18 protein-coding genes are annotated in these 17386 nt (G+C 67.7%); 5 read left to right on the top strand and 13 right to left on the bottom strand.

What is annotated here, in order from left to right; translation table 11 throughout:
* From ACPUER_RS26995 to ACPUER_RS26980, 4 genes are all read right to left on the bottom strand, one after another.
* Positions 1-446, bottom strand: a 446-nt coding sequence (locus ACPUER_RS26995) for a hypothetical protein (protein ID WP_425132583.1), incomplete at its 3' end; no start/stop codon positions are given.
* Between the two features lie 6 nt (positions 447-452).
* The gene (gene guaB, locus ACPUER_RS26990) at positions 453-1913 is read right to left on the bottom strand and encodes an IMP dehydrogenase (protein ID WP_034181136.1); all 1461 of its coding nucleotides are present in this window, start codon (positions 1911-1913) and stop codon (positions 453-455) included.
* 278 nt (positions 1914-2191) lie between these two features.
* Positions 2192-2998, bottom strand: coding sequence for a DUF2182 domain-containing protein (locus ACPUER_RS26985; protein WP_425132582.1), 807 nt, complete (start codon positions 2996-2998; stop codon positions 2192-2194).
* A gap of 30 nt (positions 2999-3028) precedes the next feature.
* Positions 3029-3793 carry a DUF899 domain-containing protein gene (locus ACPUER_RS26980; protein WP_425132581.1) on the bottom strand — a complete coding sequence of 255 codons (765 nt, stop codon included), beginning with the start codon at positions 3791-3793 and terminating at the stop codon, positions 3029-3031.
* A gap of 114 nt (positions 3794-3907) precedes the next feature.
* On the opposite strand from ACPUER_RS26980, the gene ACPUER_RS26975 reads away from it, so the two are divergent.
* From ACPUER_RS26975 to ACPUER_RS26965, 3 genes are all read left to right on the top strand, one after another.
* Complete coding sequence (locus ACPUER_RS26975) at positions 3908-5128, top strand: helix-turn-helix domain-containing protein (RefSeq protein WP_175961119.1); 1221 nt, start codon at positions 3908-3910, stop codon at positions 5126-5128.
* Positions 5129-5159: 31 nt separating this feature from the next.
* Entirely contained in the window at positions 5160-5846 is a 687-nt protein-coding gene (locus ACPUER_RS26970; RefSeq protein ID WP_310143284.1) for a glutaminyl-peptide cyclotransferase, read from the top strand.
* A gap of 178 nt (positions 5847-6024) precedes the next feature.
* A complete protein-coding gene (locus tag ACPUER_RS26965; RefSeq protein WP_425132580.1) occupies positions 6025-7008 on the top strand; it encodes a DMT family transporter in 984 nt (327 codons plus the stop codon).
* 61 nt (positions 7009-7069) lie between these two features.
* Here ACPUER_RS26965 and ACPUER_RS26960 read toward each other — a convergent pair whose 3' ends face one another.
* Together ACPUER_RS26960 and ACPUER_RS26955 are read right to left on the bottom strand one after the other, a co-directional pair.
* The gene (locus ACPUER_RS26960; RefSeq protein ID WP_034181131.1) at positions 7070-7393 is read right to left on the bottom strand and encodes an RnfH family protein; all 324 of its coding nucleotides are present in this window, start codon (positions 7391-7393) and stop codon (positions 7070-7072) included.
* A 4-nt stretch (positions 7394-7397) separates the two neighbouring features.
* Entirely contained in the window at positions 7398-7835 is a 438-nt protein-coding gene (locus ACPUER_RS26955) for a type II toxin-antitoxin system RatA family toxin (protein WP_034181130.1), read from the bottom strand.
* 98 nt (positions 7836-7933) lie between these two features.
* Between ACPUER_RS26955 and smpB the strand changes: the two genes are divergently transcribed.
* Entirely contained in the window at positions 7934-8380 is a 447-nt protein-coding gene (smpB, locus tag ACPUER_RS26950) for an SsrA-binding protein SmpB (protein ID WP_006478511.1), read from the top strand.
* A 240-nt stretch (positions 8381-8620) separates the two neighbouring features.
* Here smpB and ACPUER_RS26945 read toward each other — a convergent pair whose 3' ends face one another.
* The 3 genes from ACPUER_RS26945 to ppsA form a co-directional block, all read right to left on the bottom strand.
* Positions 8621-9556, bottom strand: a complete 936-nt coding sequence (locus ACPUER_RS26945; RefSeq protein ID WP_069745079.1) for an SPFH domain-containing protein — start codon at positions 9554-9556, stop codon at positions 8621-8623.
* Positions 9557-9589: 33 nt separating this feature from the next.
* Positions 9590-10024: an NfeD family protein gene (locus ACPUER_RS26940; RefSeq protein WP_034181127.1), complete on the bottom strand. Its 435-nt coding sequence runs from the start codon at positions 10022-10024 to the stop codon at positions 9590-9592.
* Between the two features lie 244 nt (positions 10025-10268).
* Positions 10269-12668: a phosphoenolpyruvate synthase gene (ppsA, locus tag ACPUER_RS26935; protein WP_425132579.1), complete on the bottom strand. Its 2400-nt coding sequence runs from the start codon at positions 12666-12668 to the stop codon at positions 10269-10271.
* A gap of 377 nt (positions 12669-13045) precedes the next feature.
* On the opposite strand from ppsA, the gene ppsR reads away from it, so the two are divergent.
* A complete protein-coding gene (gene ppsR / locus ACPUER_RS26930) occupies positions 13046-13861 on the top strand; it encodes a posphoenolpyruvate synthetase regulatory kinase/phosphorylase PpsR (protein WP_034181125.1) in 816 nt (271 codons plus the stop codon).
* Between the two features lie 100 nt (positions 13862-13961).
* On the opposite strand, the gene ACPUER_RS26925 is transcribed toward ppsR, so the two are convergent.
* Genes ACPUER_RS26925 through lpxA form a run of 4 tightly spaced genes read right to left on the bottom strand, consistent with a single transcriptional unit; the run spans position 13962 to position 17343 of the window.
* Positions 13962-14744: an RNA methyltransferase gene (locus tag ACPUER_RS26925; RefSeq protein WP_310143292.1), complete on the bottom strand. Its 783-nt coding sequence runs from the start codon at positions 14742-14744 to the stop codon at positions 13962-13964.
* On the bottom strand, positions 14741-15385 hold the full coding sequence (gene rnhB, locus ACPUER_RS26920) for a ribonuclease HII (RefSeq protein ID WP_034184751.1): 645 nt from the start codon (positions 15383-15385) through the stop codon (positions 14741-14743). The genes ACPUER_RS26925 and rnhB overlap by 4 nt, the downstream gene beginning before the upstream one ends.
* A complete protein-coding gene (gene lpxB / locus ACPUER_RS26915) occupies positions 15382-16551 on the bottom strand; it encodes a lipid-A-disaccharide synthase (RefSeq protein ID WP_072437096.1) in 1170 nt (389 codons plus the stop codon). Before lpxB ends, rnhB begins: the two co-directional genes overlap by 4 nt.
* Positions 16552-16554: 3 nt before the next feature.
* Positions 16555-17343, bottom strand: a complete 789-nt coding sequence (gene lpxA / locus ACPUER_RS26910; RefSeq protein ID WP_175961132.1) for an acyl-ACP--UDP-N-acetylglucosamine O-acyltransferase — start codon at positions 17341-17343, stop codon at positions 16555-16557.
* Positions 17344-17386: the final 43 nt, after the last annotated feature.

The raw sequence follows: 17386 nt of genomic DNA, 5'->3' as shown, positions 1-17386 counted from the left end.
GCCGGACGCTGCGCCGGTGCGCGCGCGTCGAGCGCCTGCGCCTTCTCGCGCCGGCGCACGGCCGATGCGAGCCGCACGCCGCCGAGGCCGAGCACGATCAGCGCGACCCCGGCCACGGCCGACAACACCCGGCCGGCGGCCGCGAGCGCGGGACCGCTGCCGGTGCCGATCGACCAGACGATCGTCAGCACGCCGGTCAGCCAGTACACGTGGCCGACCGACCGCGCGACGGGCGCCGTGAGATCGCCGTTGAACGCCGCATGAAACGCGAGCCACGCGAGCCCGAGCAATGCGATGCCGAACGCCTGGCCGAGCATCGCCGGCTGGATGTTCGCAAGCTGCAGCGCGTTGAAGAGCGACTGCCAGGGCGTCAGCACGAACAGCACGCCGAACGCCAGCAGCAGCACGGCATCGATGATCAGCACGGCTCGCAGCAGCGGTTTCATCGGCGGTCAGTCCACGTGGTAGTTCGGCGCTTCCTTCGTGATCTGCACGTCGTGCACGTGCGACTCGCGCATGCCCGCGGCGGTGATCTGGACGAATTCGGCCTTGTCGTGCAGCTCGTCGATCGTCCGGCAGCCGCAGTAGCCCATGCTGGCGCGCACGCCGCCGACCAACTGGAACAGGATCGCGTTGACCGAACCCTTGTACGCGACGCGGCCTTCGATGCCTTCCGGCACGAGCTTGTCGATGTTTGCCGAGTTGTCCTGGAAGTAGCGGTCTGCCGCGCCGTCCTTCATCGCACCGACCGAACCCATGCCGCGGTACGCCTTGTACTGGCGGCCCTGGTACAGGAACACGTCGCCCGGCGACTCTTCGGTGCCCGCCAGCATGCTGCCCATCATCACCGCGTTCGCGCCGGCCGCGAGGGCCTTCGACACGTCGCCCGAGAAGCGCACGCCGCCGTCGGCGATGCACGGCACACCGGTGCCCTTCAGCGCTTCCGCGACGTTCGCGATCGCGCTGATCTGCGGCACGCCGACGCCTGCGACGATCCGCGTCGTGCAGATCGAGCCGGGACCGATGCCGACCTTGACCGCGTCCGCGCCGTATTCGACGAGCGCCTTCGCGGCGGCAGCCGTCGCGATGTTGCCGCCGATCACCTCGACGTGCGGGAAGTTCTGCTTGACCCAGCGGACGCGCTCGAGCACGCCCTTGCTGTGACCATGCGCGGTATCGACGACGATCACGTCGACGCCGGCCTGCACCAGCAGCTCGACACGCTCTTCGTTGTCCGGACCGACGCCGACCGCCGCGCCTGCGCGCAGCTTGCCGTGTTCGTCCTTGCACGCGTCCGGGTGCTCGGTCTGCTTCGTGATGTCCTTGACGGTCATCAGGCCGCGCAGTTCGAACGCGTCGTTGACGACCAGCACGCGCTCGAGGCGGTGGCTGTGCATCAGCGCCTTCGCTTCGGCGAGCGGCGTGCCTTCCTTGACCGTGACGAGGCGCTCGCGCGGCGTCATGATCGACTTGACCGGCTCGTCGAGGCGCGTTTCGAAACGCAGGTCGCGGTTCGTGACGATGCCGACAAGCTGCGGGCCTTCGACGACCGGGAAACCCGAGATGCCATGCTGGCGCGACAGCGCGATCACGTCGCGCACCTTCATTTGCGGCGGCACCGTGATCGGGTCGCGGACGACGCCCGACTCGAAACGCTTGACCTTCGCGACCTCGCGGGCCTGTTCGGCCGGCGTGAGGTTCTTGTGGACGATACCGACGCCACCCTGCTGCGCCATCGCGATCGCGAGACGACCTTCGGTGACCGTGTCCATGGCGGCGGACACGAGCGGCATGTTCAGGGAGATGTTGCGGGTCAGCTTGGTCTTGAGGCTGGTGTCACGCGGGAGAACGTCGGAGAAGGCGGGTACGAGGAGCACGTCATCGAAAGTGAGTGCTTTTTGGATCAGACGCATGGCAAATCCTATGGGCGCAAAAGCGAATTATACGCGAAGCGCTGCGAATTTTCACAACACGAACAACGGCTTAGCCGTTTTCGTGCGTTCGGGGGCCGAATCGTTCGGATCGCCGTTCGGTTCGTTTTCGATCGCCTTTCGTTTCACCGCCGCGTCGAGCCATTCGCGCAACGGGCTGCGCCGCGGCAACCGCGCCTGTCGCGGCCGGGCCACGCGGCAGCGGCGGCACCGATCGCCTGCGGCCCGGCAACGCGCCGGATCAGCTCGCCTCCCCGGTCTTATACCAGCCCGGCCGCGCGCGCGATCATCGCGAGACCGCCCCCGATCGCGATACCGCCGACCAGCCGCGCAACGCGCTCGCCGGCCGGCACCAGCCGCTCGGCGGCGATCGCGACCGTCACGGCGGCCATCACGCGCAGATCCATCATGCCGGCCGCCAGCGCGACCGCCATCAGGTTCCCGCAACAGGCGCCGCAACGCATCGCGGTTCGCACGCCGTGCCGCCAGGCCGCGCCGGCATCCGAGCGCGACCGGTGCGGGCCCGCCGTCGCGTGCAGGCAGCACGCCAGCCGGCGCGCCTTCCACGCCGAGAACTGCAACACGCCCGCGCCGAGCACGACCGCGCCGGCCGCGAACGGCATCGCACGGGCGAGCGCCGGCAGCCGTGCCGCGGCGGCCGTCAGCGCGCCGCCGAGCGCAAACGTCACCGCGCCGAGCGCCATCCATACCGCGAAATACCCGGCGCCCGCGACGACGACCAGCCAGGCCGAGCGCGCCGCGCTCAGCGGGCCGACGCGCTGCCGGTATCGCCAGAGCGTCGGCGCCAGCACGGGCAGCATCATCGTCACCGTCATCGCGCCCCACATGCCGGCGAACGCCGCGAACGCGCGGCCAGCGCCCCATCCGCACGGCCGCAGCCATGCGGACGAGAGCATCCAGCCACCGGGCATCGGTTCGCCGCCCATCGCGTCCATCGACGCGTGCTGCGCCAGTGTCGCCATCGCCGCGGCGGCGAACACGGCGACGAGCGCCGCGCCGAATGCGCGCCGATCGCGGCCCGTGTCGCCGGTTGCCGGCCGTGTCATCGCACGCTCCCGCCCGTCGCCGGCCCACGCTCAACCGCGCGCGTATTCGTCGTGCCGGCGCCACCACGGACCCGCCTCGTTGCGCCCGCGCGGCGCGCGATCGAGCCACTGGTACATCCCCCACAGCCCGTCGAGCCCGCGCGCATAGGTCGAGTACGTGTGATAGACGGCGCCGTCCTCGCGCACGAACGCGCTCATCCCCGGCCGGTCGAGCGAATACGTGACCGCATCGGTGCCGCACGTCGCCGCGAACTGCACGACGGGCGCCGGCGGCGGATCCATGTCCATCGCGTGCCCCGCCCGCGCGTAGTTGTATTCGACGTCGCCCGTGCGCCGCTGCGTTTCGGTGAACGACACGTCGAAGTCGAAGTTGAAATCGCTGCCGACCGACGACGCCCACGGGAAGGTCCACCCCATCCGCTGCCGGTACGCGAGCAGCTTCGCGAGCGGCGCGCGCGACACGGCCGCGAGCGTCACGTCGTGGTTCGCCAGGTGCACGGCAAAACCGTCGAAACCGTCCGCGAGCGCCGAGCACGACGGGCAGCCGGCCTTGTAGTCGGGGCCGAACATGAAGTGATAGACGAGCAGTTGCGAACGGCCGCGAAACAGGTCGTCGAGCGTTGCCTGCCCTTCTTCGGTGTCGAACCGGTAGGTCTTGTCGACGCGCACCCAAGGCAGTGCCTGGCGCCGCCGCGCGAGTTCGTCGCTTTGCCGCGTCAGCGCCTTTTCTGCTTCGAGCAGCGCCCTGCGCTCGGCCAGCCATTCGTCGCGCGTTCCGGTGAGATGGGTCGTCATTGCGGGTTCCTCCTTCCGATGGGTATCCGGGCACGGCGTACGGCGCCGTGTGCGTGGTGCTAGATTAGTGCTCGGCATCGGGCCGGAGGGAGTGACAAGTGTGTCGGGATTCGGATGGATTCGCTGATCACCGCGGCCGCGCGCGCGCTCGCGGCCGGTGACGCGCTCGGCGCGCTGAACCGCGTCGCGCTGCGCGACGACGCGCCGGCGCTCGCGCTGCGCGGGATCGCGATGGCGCAGCTCGGCGATTTCGAGCGCGCGCGGGCACTCGTGCGCGGCGCCGCGCGCGCGTTCGGCGCAAAGGAAGCCGTGGCGCGTGCGCGCTGCGTCGTCGCGGAAGCCGAGATCGCGCTCGCGTCGCGCGACCTCCGCTGGCCGACGCGCGCGCTCGACGCCGCGTGCGCGACGCTCGACGCGCACGGCGACCGCGCGAACGCCGCGCATGCGCGTTATCTCGGCGTGCGCCGACTGCTGCTGATCGGTCATATCGACGATGCCGAACGGATGCTCGCGCATCTCGATCCCGCGCCGCTGCCGGCCGCGTCGCGCGCTGCCCATGAACTGATCGCGGCCGGCATCGCGATGCGCCGCATCCGCACGCATGCGGCCCGCGCGGCGCTCGCCCGTGCACGCGCAGCCGCCCACGACGCCGGCATCGCCGCGCTGACGGCCGAAGTCGATACCGCCGCGCGCGTGCTCGATGCGCCGGCCGCGCGACTCATCGCGCGCGGCACGTCGCGGCTCGTACAGCTCGACGAAGTCGAGACGCTGTTCGCGTCGAATACGCTCGTCGTCGACGCGTGCCGCCACACGGTGCGCGACGCGCGCACGACCGTGTCGCTCGCGCGCCGCCCCGTGCTGTTCGTGCTCGCCCGCGCGCTCGGCGAGGCATGGCCGGCCGACGTGTCGAGAAACGCGCTCGTGGCCGCCGCGTTCCGCGCGAAACATGCGGACGAATCGCATCGCGCGCGCCTGCGCGTCGAGATCGGCCGGCTCCGAGCGGTGCTGCGGCCGCTCGCGAACGTCACCGCGACGCCGCGCGGCTTCGCGCTCGAACCGCTCGGCGTGCGCGAGACCGTCGTACTCGCGCGCCCGGTCGACGATCGCCACGCGGCCGTGCTCGCGCTCCTCGCCGACGGCGAGGCGTGGTCGAGCTCCGCGCTGGCGCTCGCGCTCGGCGCGAGCCAGCGCACCGTGCAGCGCGCGCTCGACGCGCTCGCCGAAGCGGCCAAGGTGCAGGCGCTCGGACGCGGACGCGCGCGCCGCTGGATGACGCCGCCGCTGCCCGGATTCGCGACGACCTTGTTACTCCCTGCCGCGCTGCCGGGAGATTAGGATGGCCTCACCGAACAATGAGGTGACGAACATGAAACGCTCCAATGCAGACATCATTCGCGAATACGGCCCGTTTCCGGGCGTCGACGGCGTGCACGGCGTCACGTTCGACGGGCGGCACGTGTGGTACGCGTCCGGCGACAAGCTGAATGCGCTCGATCCGGAGCGCGGCACGACCGTCCGCTCGCTCGACGTCGCCGCGCATGCGGGCACGGCGTTCGACGGCCGCCACCTGTTCCAGATCGTCGAGGACCGCATCGAGAAGATCGATCCGGAATCGGGCCGCGTGCTCGCGACGATCCCGGCACCCGGCGGCGGCGCCGACTCTGGGCTCGCGTGGGCCGAAGGCACGCTGTGGGTCGGCCAGTACCGCGAACGCAAGATTCATCAGATCGATCCGGAATCGGGCGCCGTGCTGCGCACGATCGAATCGAACCGCTTCGTCACCGGCGTGACGTGGGTCGACGGCGAGCTGTGGCACGGCACCTGGGAAGCCGATCAGAGCGATTTGCGGCACGTCGATCCGCGTACGGGCCAGGTGCTCGAGCAGGTCGACATGCCGGCCGGCGTCGGCGTGTCGGGGCTCGAATCCGACGGCCACGATCTTTTCTACTGCGGCGGCGGCAACAGCGGCAAGCTGCGCACCGTGCGGCGCCCGGCGCGCGTGCGGGCGTCGGGCGACGGCGCCGGTGCGACGCCCGACCCGGCCGACGGCTGATTCGCACCGTACCGCGGCCGCGACCCCTCGCGCCCTCGATAACCAGGAACGGATCGCGACCGCTCCGTCGCACGGCACGTCGAACCCCCGCCGTGCCCCGAGTGCAGGAATGAACAAGACGCCGCCGAACCGGCGTCGCTAAGATGCGCGCTCGTCAGTCATGTGTTCGGAGCGGTCGATGCGGCGCGGTGTGGTCTATGGTGTCCTGGCAGGTGCCCTGTGGGGCATGGTGTTTCTCGTTCCGCGGCTGCTGACCGACTTCTCGCCGCTGCTGCTGAGCGCCGGCCGCTACGCGATGTATGGCGTCGTGTCGCTCGCGGCCGCGCTGCCGGCCGCCCGCTCGCTGCTCGCGCGGCTGACCCGCGAAGATCTCGTCGCGCTCGTGAAGCTCGCGGTCGTCGGCAACGTCGCGTACTACATGCTGCTGTCCGGCGCCGTGCACCTGATCGGCATCGCGCCCAGTTCGCTGATCGTCGGCGTGCTACCCGTCACCGTCACGCTCGCGGGCATCGGCGACCACGGCGCCGTGCCGCTGCGGCGGCTTGCCGTCCCGCTCGCACTGGTGATCGCGGGCATCGCTTGCATCAATGTCGACCTGTTCACGTCCGAGGCCGCGCACGCGACGACGCTCGGCCAGAAGCTCGCGGGCATCGCCTGCGCGGCCGGCGCGCTCGCGAGCTGGACCTGGTACGCGGTCGCGAACACGCGCTACCTGCAGCGCCATCATCATTTCGGCGGCAACGAATGGTCGGTGCTATGGGGTGTCGTGACGGGCCTGATCGGCGCGCTCTGCTGGATCGCGATCCTCGCTCTGCCGGCCGGCACGGTGCAGGCGGCCGTCCCGGCGTCGCGCTGGCAACTGTTCTGGCTGCTGAATCTCGTGCTCGCGATCGGCGCGTCATGGCTCGGCAACGGGCTGTGGAATGTGGCGTCGAAGCGGTTGCCGCTCACGCTGTCGGGTCAGTTGATCGTGTTCGAAACCGTGTTCGCGATGCTTTACGCGTTCGCCTACGACCAGCGGATGCCGCACGCGCTCGAGATCGCCGCGCTCGTGCTGCTGCTCGCAGGCGTGTACGGCTCGGTGCGACAGCACGACGACACGCCCGCCGGCGGAGATACGCCGGGCAGCGCGTCGGTCAACGCGAACGCCGCGGCCCACTGAGCGCCGCGGCGCTTGATCAGACGAATCGGAGCGGAAGGAGCGAAAGAAGCGGAATCGCGCGTCAGCGCGCGTCCTTGTGCATCCACTTGCGGCCCTCGATCGAGCCGGCGCGGCGGGATTTGTCGACGCGCCGCTGGCGCGCCAGCTTCGGATCGACGATCAGCGGGCGGTAGATCTCGACGCGATCGTGGTCGGCGAGCGGCGCGTCGAGCGGCGCGAGCTTGCCGTACACGCCCGTCTTCGCTTGCGCGAGGTCGATCTCCGGGTGCAGCGCGAGCACGCCGCTCGCGTCGATCGCCGAGCGAACGGTCGCGCCTTCGGGCAGCGACACCCGAATCAGCGTCTGGCGGTCCGGCAGCGCATAGCAGACTTCGATCGACAGCATCGCGTCACCCCTTCCCGTAGCGCTGATCCGCGCGCTTCACGAACGAATCGACGAACGTGTTCGCGATGTGGCTGAACACCGGCCCGATGATTTTCTCGAGCAGGATGCTCGAAAACTCGTAGTGCAGCGCGAATTCGATCTTGCAAGCATCGGCGCGCAGCGCGGTGAAGCGCCACGAGCCCGTGAACTTCTTGAACGGGCCGTCCGTGAACTCCATGTCGATCCGCGTCGGACGCTGCTGCGTGTTGCGCGTCGCGAAATGCTGCTTGATGCCCTTGAAGTTGATATCGATGCGCGCTTCCATCCCGCTGTCGTCCTGACGGCGAATCTCGACGCCGCCGCACCAGGGCAGGAAATTGGGGTAATCGGCCACGTCGGTGACGAGGTCGAACATCTGTTCCGCCGAATGACGGATCAATACGGTTTTCTGGACATCTGCCATAAATCGCGCGGCATCGCTCAAGGTGGGAACGCAAGCCGGGCGATTCTCGCCCCGCTTTGCTAAAATCGTGATTTTAAACGAGTTGGCCCAATCCATTCATGAGCATCATCGACAACAGGAAGGCGCACTTCGATTATCACATCGAGGAACGCTACGAGGCGGGGCTCGTGCTGGAGGGCTGGGAAGTCAAGGCGCTGCGCGCCGGGCGCGGCCAGATCAAGGAAGGCTACGTCGTGGTGAAGAACGCCGAGATCTTCCTGATCGGCACCCATATCAGCCCGCTGCCCGAAGCCTCGACGCACATCAAGCCGGACCCGGTTCGCACGCGCAAGCTGCTGCTGCACCGTGAGGAAATCAAGAAACTGATCGGCAAGGTCGAGCAGCGCGGCTACACGCTCGTGCCGCTGAACTTCCACTACAAGGGCGGCCGCGTGAAGTGCGACATCGCGCTCGCAAAGGGCAAGAAGCTGCACGACAAGCGCGAAACCGAGAAGAAGCGCGACTGGGAACGCGAGAAGGCGCGCATCATGCGCGCCGGCACCTGACGCGCGCGACGCGCATCGCAAACGACACGGCCCGCTCGAAGCGGGCCGTGTTGCTTTGTAAAGCGTGATTCGCACATATCGGCGACCGGACGCGGGCGGCGGGATTCCGGATGCCGCGCCGATTCGGTTGACGATACGGGCCGGCCGGCAACCGACGGACATCATCCGGGCCGCCCGGCTGCGCGACGATTCGCCGCATGCCGATCGCACCCGGCGGTCGCCTGCGCGTCAGGCTCCCGCTCAGCCCTTCCCGCCCGCGGCCGGCGACGCGTTCTTGACGATCGACATCGCCGATGCGATCGCGCTACCGAGATCCGACAGGTTCGACGGCACGATCAGCGTATTGCCCTGCTTCGCGAGATTCGAGAATGCGCCGACATACTGCTCGGCGACCTTCAGGTTCACCGCGTCCATCCCGCCCTGCGACTGAATCGCGCTCGCGATCTTCTGGATCGCCTGAGCGTTCGCCTCGGCCACCGCGAGAATCGCGGCGGCCTCGCCCTGCGCCTGGTTGATCGCGGCCTGCCGCTCGCCTTCGGACTTCTGGATCGCCGCCTCGCGCGCGCCCGACGCGAGGTTGATCTGCTCCTGCTTGCGGCCTTCGGACGCGGCGATCAGCGCGCGCTTCTCGCGCTCGGCGGTGATCTGCGCCTGCATCGCGTGCAGGATCTCCTTCGGCGGCGTCAGGTCCTTGATCTCGTAGCGCAGCACTTTCACGCCCCAGTTCGCCGCGGCCTCGTCGAGCGCCGACACGATGCTGTGGTTGATAAAGTCGCGCTCCTCGAAGGTCTTGTCGAGCTCCAGCTTGCCGATTACCGAGCGCAGCATCGTTTGCGACAACTGCGTGATCGCGAGCACGAAGTTGCTCGACCCGTACGACGCCTTCATCGGGTCCATCACCTGGAAATACAACACGCCGTCGACCTGAAGCTGCGTATTGTCGCGCGTGATGCAGATCTGGCTCGGCACGTCGAGCGGAATTTCCTTCAGCACGTGCCGGTACGCGATGCGATCGACGAACGGCAGCACGATATTGAGACCGGGCGACAGCGTCGCGTGATAGCGGCCGAAGCGCTCGAGCACCCACGCATGCTGCTGCGGCACGATCTTCACCGTCTTCGACACGATCACGATCGCGATGACGAGCAGGACAACCCAGATGATCAGCGAATCCATGAACTATTCCCTCCTTGTTGTATCGGCGGACGATCAGCCCGCGGGTTTCGCCACGACCACGAGACAGTTGCCGCGCACGGCGCTTACCTGATACACGTGCGCATCGTCGCGCTCGCCGTTCGCGAGCTCGACGTCCCAGTCGGCGCCGCGATACTGCACGCGCGCACGACCGTCACGCCACGCGTCGACCGTGACGGTCGCACCGATATCGAGATTGACGTCGGGATTCGTCGACGTGTCGCGCTTCTGCTTGCGGCCGAGCCCCGAACGGCGCAGCACGATCATCGCGACGATCGCGACCACGGCCGCCGCGCCGAACTGCACGTGCGGCGCGAAACCCGCCAGTTGCAGCAACCCGCCCGCGAGAAAGCCGAGCGCGATCATCAGCAGATAGAACGTGCCCGTCAGCAACTCGGCCACGACCAGCACACCCACCGCGACCCACCAGAACAGATGCCCCGACATCATTGCGGCCTCCAGAAAACGCCCCCACGCTCACTTGTGTTGCATGGGACCGGAGTACGCGCTGAAGCGCTACTCCGGATCGACACGTTCACCGCCCCCCCGAGGGGGCGGTCGGCACGCTTGGGGCGTGCCCGACAAACAAAAACACCCCGGCGCCTACCGGGGTGTTTATAGCATGAACCTTGCATTTTGCCTTCAACGAAAGCGCGGCGGACCCGCGCTTTCGCCGAAGGTGCGTTACCGGCCGTTACTTCCGGTTGGCGAGCGCCTGCCACGTATCGATGATCGTGTCCGGGTTCAGCGAGATCGACGCGATGCCTTCGTCGGCCAGCCATTGCGCGAAGTCCGGGTGATCGGACGGGCCCTGGCCGCAGATGCCGACGTACTTGCCCATCTTGCGGCAGGTATCGATCGCACGCTTCAGCAGGAACTTGACGGCCGGATCGCGTTCGTCGAAGTCGACCGCCAGCAGTTCCATGCCCGAGTCGCGGTCGAGGCCGAGCGTGAGCTGCGTGAGGTCGTTCGAGCCGATCGAGAAACCGTCGAAGTGCTGCAGGAAGTCTTCGGCGAGGATCGCGTTGGTCGGGACTTCGCACATCATCACGAGGCGCAGGCCGTTGTCGCCGCGCTTCAGGCCGAACTTCTCGAGCAGGCCGACGACACGTTCCGCCTGCTTCACGGTACGCACGAACGGCACCATGATCTCGACGTTGGTCAGGCCCATCTCGTCGCGCACGCGCTTCAATGCACGGCACTCCATCTCGAACGCCGGTGCGAAGTCTTCAGCGATGTAGCGCGACGCGCCGCGGAAGCCCAGCATCGGGTTTTCCTCGTCCGGCTCGTAACGCGAACCGCCGATCAGCTTCTTGTACTCGTTCGACTTGAAGTCGGACAGGCGCACGATCACAGGCTTCGGATAGAACGCCGCGGCGATCGTCGCGACACCTTCCGTCAGCTTGTCGACGTAGAACTGACGCGGCGACGCGTGGCCGCGCGCGACGCTCTCGACGGCCTTCTTCAAGTCCTGGTCGATGTTCGGGTACTCGAGAATCGCCTTCGGGTGAACGCCGATGTTGTTGTTGATGATGAACTCGAGACGCGCGAGGCCCACGCCGCCGTTCGGCAGCTGCGAGAAGTCGAACGCGAGCTGCGGGTTGCCGACGTTCATCATGATCTTGACCGGGATTTCCGGCAGTTCGCCGCGCTGCACTTCCGTGACTTCCGTCTCGAGCAGGCCGTCGTAGATCTTGCCTTCGTCGCCTTCCGCGCACGACACGGTGACGAGCGCGCCGTCCTTCAGCACGTCGGTTGCGTCGCCGCAGCCGACGACCGCCGGCACGCCGAGCTCACGCGCGATGATCGCCGCGTGGCAGGTCCGGCCGCCACGGTTCGTGACGATCGCGGCTGCACGCTTCATCACCGGCTCCCAGTTCGGGTCGGTCATGTCGGCAACCAGCACGTCGCCCGGCTGCACGCGTTCCATTTCCGACGGATCCTGGATCACGCGCACGCGACCCGCGCCGATCTTCTGGCCGATCGCGCGGCCCGTCGCGAGAACCTGCGACTGGCCCTTCAGCTTGAAGCGCTGCTCGGCTTTGCCGCTCGCCTGGCTCTTCACCGTTTCCGGGCGTGCCTGCAGGATGAAGATCTTGCCGTCGCGGCCGTCCTTGCCCCACTCGATGTCCATCGGACGCTGGTAGTGCTTCTCGATGATGACCGCGTACTTCGCCAGCTCGATCACGTCCTCGTCGGTGATCGAGTAGCGGTTGCGCTGCTCGTGCGACACGTCGACCGTCTTCACGCGGCCCGGCTCGCCCGGCTGCGTGAATTCCATCTTGATCAGCTTCGAGCCGATCGAGCGGCGGATGATCGGGTATTTGTCCTGGGCGAGCGTCGTCTTGAACACATAGAACTCGTCCGGGTTCACCGCGCCCTGCACGACGGTTTCGCCCAGGCCGTAGCTCGACGTGATGAACACGGCGTCCTTGAAGCCCGATTCGGTGTCGATCGTGAACATCACGCCGGCGGCGCCGACGTCCGAGCGGACCATGCGCTGCACGCCGGCCGACAGAGCGACCTCGGCGTGCGTGAAGCCCTTGTGCACGCGGTACGAGATCGCGCGGTCGTTATACAGCGACGCGAACACGTGCTGCATGCGGTCGAGCACGTCTTCGATGCCGACGACGTTCAGGTACGACTCCTGCTGGCCGGCGAACGATGCGTCGGGCAGGTCTTCCGCGGTCGCGGACGAGCGCACGGCGAACGACAGCTCGCCCGGCGAGCCGTTCTTCAGGACTTCGAACTGCGCGCGGATTTCCTGCTCGAGGCGCGCCTGCATCGGCGCGTCGACGATCCACTTGCGGATTTCGGCACCGGCTTCGGCGAGCGCCTTCACGTCGTCGATGTCGAGCGACTCGAGACGCTTGGCGATGCGGTCGGTAAGGTCGTTGTGCGTGAGGAAATCGCGGAAGGCGAGCGCGGTCGTGGCGAAACCGGTGGGCACGCGAACGCCAGCTTCGGAAAGCTGGCTGATCATCTCGCCGAGCGACGCATTCTTGCCGCCGACGATCTCCACATCGGTCATCCGCAACTGCTCGAACGGAATTACATACGCCTGGTCCTTTGCGACGTTTGCTGCGTTAGTCATACAAGCCCCTAAGTGTGAAAAAAATGCTCGATCGCGCAAGTGGGCTTGGACGCGGGCGCTTGCAAAAAGGTGCGGCGCGTCTTGCGCAACCTGTTAGATAAACAATCGCAGCGGCGGAAAACCTTCCGACCCGATTTGCAAAAATCCCGGCAGAAGGGCGATATTTGCAGACAAATCGCCAAACTTGCCGGGAATTTTGGGATCGCGCGGCCGGGCCACGAGCGCCGTTCGCGCGCTGCCCCCGCAATTGCTTATCCAACAGGTTGCCGCTATTCTACCGTGCCGGCTGCCGGATGTGGCGCGACCTTGTCACTGTGTCTGGAGGCGAACCTCCAGCCGCCCCGTGCAACCGCCCTTCACGTTCGACGCCCAGATTCATGCTGCCTACCGTTTTCATCGTCTCCGACGGCACCGGGATTACTGCCGAAACCTTCGCGCATTCGATCCTCTCCCAGTTCGACCAGAAATTCCGTCTCGTGCGCGTGCCGTTCGTCGACTCGCTCGACAAGGCCTATGCGACCGTCGAGAAGATCAACGAGGCCGCCGTGCACGACGGCCGCCGCGCGATCGTGTTCACGACGCTCGTCGACAGCGAGTCGAACGACATCGTCAAGCGCTCGAACGCGCTCGTGCTCGACATGTTCCAGCGCTTCGTCGAGCCGCTCGAGCAGGAGCTGGAGCTCAAGTCGAGCCACGCGATGGGCCGCGGCCACCAGAACGCGGACACCGAGGAATACAAGACGCGGATCGAGGCGATCAACTTCTCGCTCGCGCACGACGACGGCCAGTCGAACCGCAACCTGTCGGAGGCCGACGTGATCCTCGTCGGCGTGTCGCGCAGCGGCAAGACGCCGACGAGCCTGTATCTCGCGATGCAGTACGGCGTGAAGGCCGCGAACTATCCGCTGATTCCGGAAGACTTCGAACGCGGCAAGCTGCCGTCGGCGCTCTCCGCGCACCGCGAAAAGCTGTTCGGGCTGTCGATCGACCCGCAGCGCCTGTCCGAGATCCGCAACGAGCGGCGGCCGGGCAGCAAGTACGCGGCGCCCGAGAACTGCCGCTTCGAGATCAACGAGGCCGAAGCGATGATGCGTCGCGAAGGGATCAAGTGGCTGTCGTCGACGCACAAGTCGATCGAGGAAATCGCGACGACGATCCTGCAGGAAATCCGCCTCGACCGGCAGTCGTACTGAGCGCCGGCGCGCTTGCGGCCGCTCGGCCGCCGCCGGAAAAACAAAAAGGCCGCGTCGAACGCGGCCTTTTTCGTGGTGCGGGGAATGCTTGCGTGGGGTGTCACGCAGGCCGCTGCTGTCGCACCTGCTCGAACAGGCAGACCGCCGCTGCTGCCGCAACATTCAGCGACTCCATCCCGCCCGGCTGCGGAATCGTCACGCGATGCGTGGCCGCATCGCGCCAGAACGCCGATACGCCGGCGCCCTCGTTGCCGAACACCCATGCGACGGGCCCCGACAGGTCGCAGTCGTAGAGCGCCTGCGCGCCATGCGAATCGGTCAGCGCGACCGGCACGTCGAGGCGTTCGGCGAGCGCCGCGGCGTCAACGTCCTCGTGGATCGACAGCAGGAAATGCGCGCCCATGCCCGAGCGCAGCACCTTCGACGACCACGCGTAGGCCGTGCCCGGCGCACAGAACACGTGGCGCACACCGGCCGCCGCGGCGCTGCGCAGGATCGAGCCGACGTTGCCGGCGTCCTGCACGCCGTCGAGGACGACCGACGTGTGCGTCACGCGCTCAGGCAGCGGTTGCGCCGGCCGGTCGGCGAGCAGCAGGAACCCGACGCCGTTGACGACGTTCGACAACTGCCCGAACAGCGCATCGGGCAGCATGACGACACGCTGCGCGTCGATGCGCGCGACGATCGCCTGCGCCTCGGCGTGGCCGAGCGCGCCTTCGGTCGCCACGCACAGCTCGGGCGTCGCACCCGTATCGAGGTACGCGCTCGCGAGATGGAATCCTTCGAGCAGCGCCTGGCCGCCGCGGCGTTGATGGTGCGTCGAACCCGCGAGCGCCTTCAGGCGCTTGTACAGCGGGTTGTCACGGGAAGTAATGCTTTTCATCGAATCAGGTCGAGTGCCGCCCGAACCGGCGCGAACGAGCGCCGGTGCGCTTCGCACGGGCCGTGCTCGCGCAGCGCGGCAAGGTGTTTCGCGGTGCCGTAACCCGCATGCACGTTGAAACCGTACACCGGGAAGCGTTCGTGCAGGTCGACGAGCATGCGGTCGCGCGTGACCTTCGCGAGGATCGACGCGGCCGAGATGCTCGGTACGAGCGCATCGCCGCTGACGATCGCCTCGGCACGCACCGTCAGCGTCGGGCAGCGGTTGCCGTCGATCTGCGCGAGCGTCGGCAGGACCGACAGGCCTTCGACGGCCCGCTTCATCGCAAGCATCGTTGCGTGCAGGATGTTCAGCGTATCGATTTCGTCGACGCTTGCCGACGCAACGCAATACGCGCGCGAACGCGCGACGATCAGGTCGTACAGCACGTCGCGCTTCTTCGCGGACAGCGCCTTCGAATCGTCGAGCCCGTCGATCGGCTGCGCCGGATCGAGAATCACCGCCGCGGCCACCACCGGCCCCGCGAGCGGGCCGCGGCCGGCTTCGTCGACACCGCAGACGATCTCGTCGGGCCGGCTGAAGTCGAAGCCGCCCTGCACGTCGCTCGACGCGCGGCGGCGCGGTGCACGTACTGCCGTCATGCGCGCCCCTTGCGTTGTTCGAGCACGCGCACGACCGCTTCGGCCGCCTTCGCGGCCGTGTTCTGCCGCAGCGAAAGATGCATTTCGGTAAACACGTCGGTCAGCGTGCGGCGGTTCGCGTCGTCGCGCAGCTGCGTGAGCGTCGCATCGGCGAGCGCCTCGGGCGTCGCGAAATGCTGCAGCAGCTCGGGCACGACGAAGCGCCCCGCCAGGATGTTCGGCAAGCCGACATACGGCAGGTAGCCCTGCCGGCGCATGATCTGCCCGGTCAGCCAGGGCACCTTGTACGAGATCACCATCGGCTTCTTCAGCAGCGCGGCTTCCAGCGTGACGGTGCCGCTCTTCACGAGGATCGCGTCGGCGGCCGTCATCGCGACCTGCGAGCGGCCATCGGTGATCGTCAGCGCGAGCTGCGGATGCGCGTCGACGAGCGGCTGCAGCAGCTCGCGCAGCGCGGGCGTCGCCGCCGGCATCACGAACCGCACGCCGGGCTCGCGCTGCTGCATCAGTGCCATCGCCGCGAAGAACGTCGGGCCGATCAGCGCAATCTCCGAGCGCCGGCTGCCCGGCAGCACCGCGATCACGGGACCGTCCGCGGGCAGGCCGAGCGCGATGCGCGCGCCGTGCGTGTCGGGCTCGAGCGGGATCTCGTCGGCCAGCGGATGGCCGACGTAGGTCGACGCGACGCCTGCCTTGTCGAGAATCGCCGGCTCGAACGGGAACAGGCACAGCATGTGATCGACGGACTTGGCGATCTTCTTGATCCGGCCGCCGCGCCATGCCCAGATCGACGGGCACACGAAGTGGATCGACGGGATGCCCGCGTCGCGCACGGCCTGTTCGACGCTGAAGTTGAAATCCGGCGCGTCGATGCCGATGAACGCGGCCGGCCGCTCCGCGAGCACCTGCCGCTTCAGCTCGCCGCGAATCCGCAGGATCTCGGGAATCTGGCCCAGCGCCTCGACATAACCGCGCACGGTCAGCTTGTCCATCTGCCAGTGCGAATCGAAGCCCTGCGCGATCATCCGCGGCCCGCCGATCCCGTAGTACTGGGCCGATTCGGGCAGCCGCTCGCGCAGCCCGCCGAGCAGCGACGCCGCGAGCAGGTCGCCCGATGGCTCGCCTGCCACCATCGCGAGCCGGAGCTGATTGGTCGGAAACGGCATCGCTTAGCGGATGATGCCGCGTTGCGACGCGTCGATGAACTCGACGAGCGCCTTCACCGGCGCATCGCCGTCGCCGCCCGCCTCCGCCAGCTCGCGCAACTGCACCTTCGCTTCCTCGAGCGACAGGCCGTTCTTGTACAGCAGGCGGTACGCGCTGCGCAGCGCCGAAATCGCGTCGGGCGAGAAACCGCGCCGGCGCAGCCCTTCGATGTTGATCCCGTGCGGCTCGGCCTTGTTGCCTGCCGCGATCACGAACGGCGGAATGTCCTGCACGAGCGCCGACGCGCCGCCCAGCATCGAGTGCGCACCGATGCGCACGAACTGGTGAACGCCCGACATCCCGCCGACGATCGCCCAGTCGCCGATCTCGACGTGGCCGGCCATCTGCGCGTTGCTCGACAGGATCACGTGGCTGCCGACGCTGCAGTCATGGCCGATATGCACATAGGCCATGATCCAGTTGTCGTCGCCGAGCGTCGTCACGCCGACGTCCTGCACCGTGCCCGTGTGGATCGTCGTGAATTCGCGGATCGTGTTGCGGTTGCCGATCACGAGCTTCGTCGGCTCGTCCTTGTACTTCATGTCCTGCGGACGGCCGCCGACCGATGCGTAATGGCCGATGCGATTGTCCTCGCCGAGCGTCGTGTGGCCTTCGATCACGCTGTGCGAGCCGATCGTCGTGCGCGCGCCGATCGTGACGTTCGGGCCGACGATCGCGTACGGGCCGATCTCGACCGATTCGTCGATCTGCGCGCCCGATTCGACAATCGCGGTGGGATGAATCCTGGTCATGCGCCGTTGCCTCTCGATGTGATGTGTCGCGTTGCGTTGCCCA

Origin of the sequence: Burkholderia sp. DN3021, assembly GCF_049805555.1 — a bacterium.
Lineage (GTDB): Bacteria > Pseudomonadota > Gammaproteobacteria > Burkholderiales > Burkholderiaceae > Burkholderia > Burkholderia pyrrocinia_C.
This window is presented reverse-complemented; position numbering and strand designations above follow the sequence as displayed.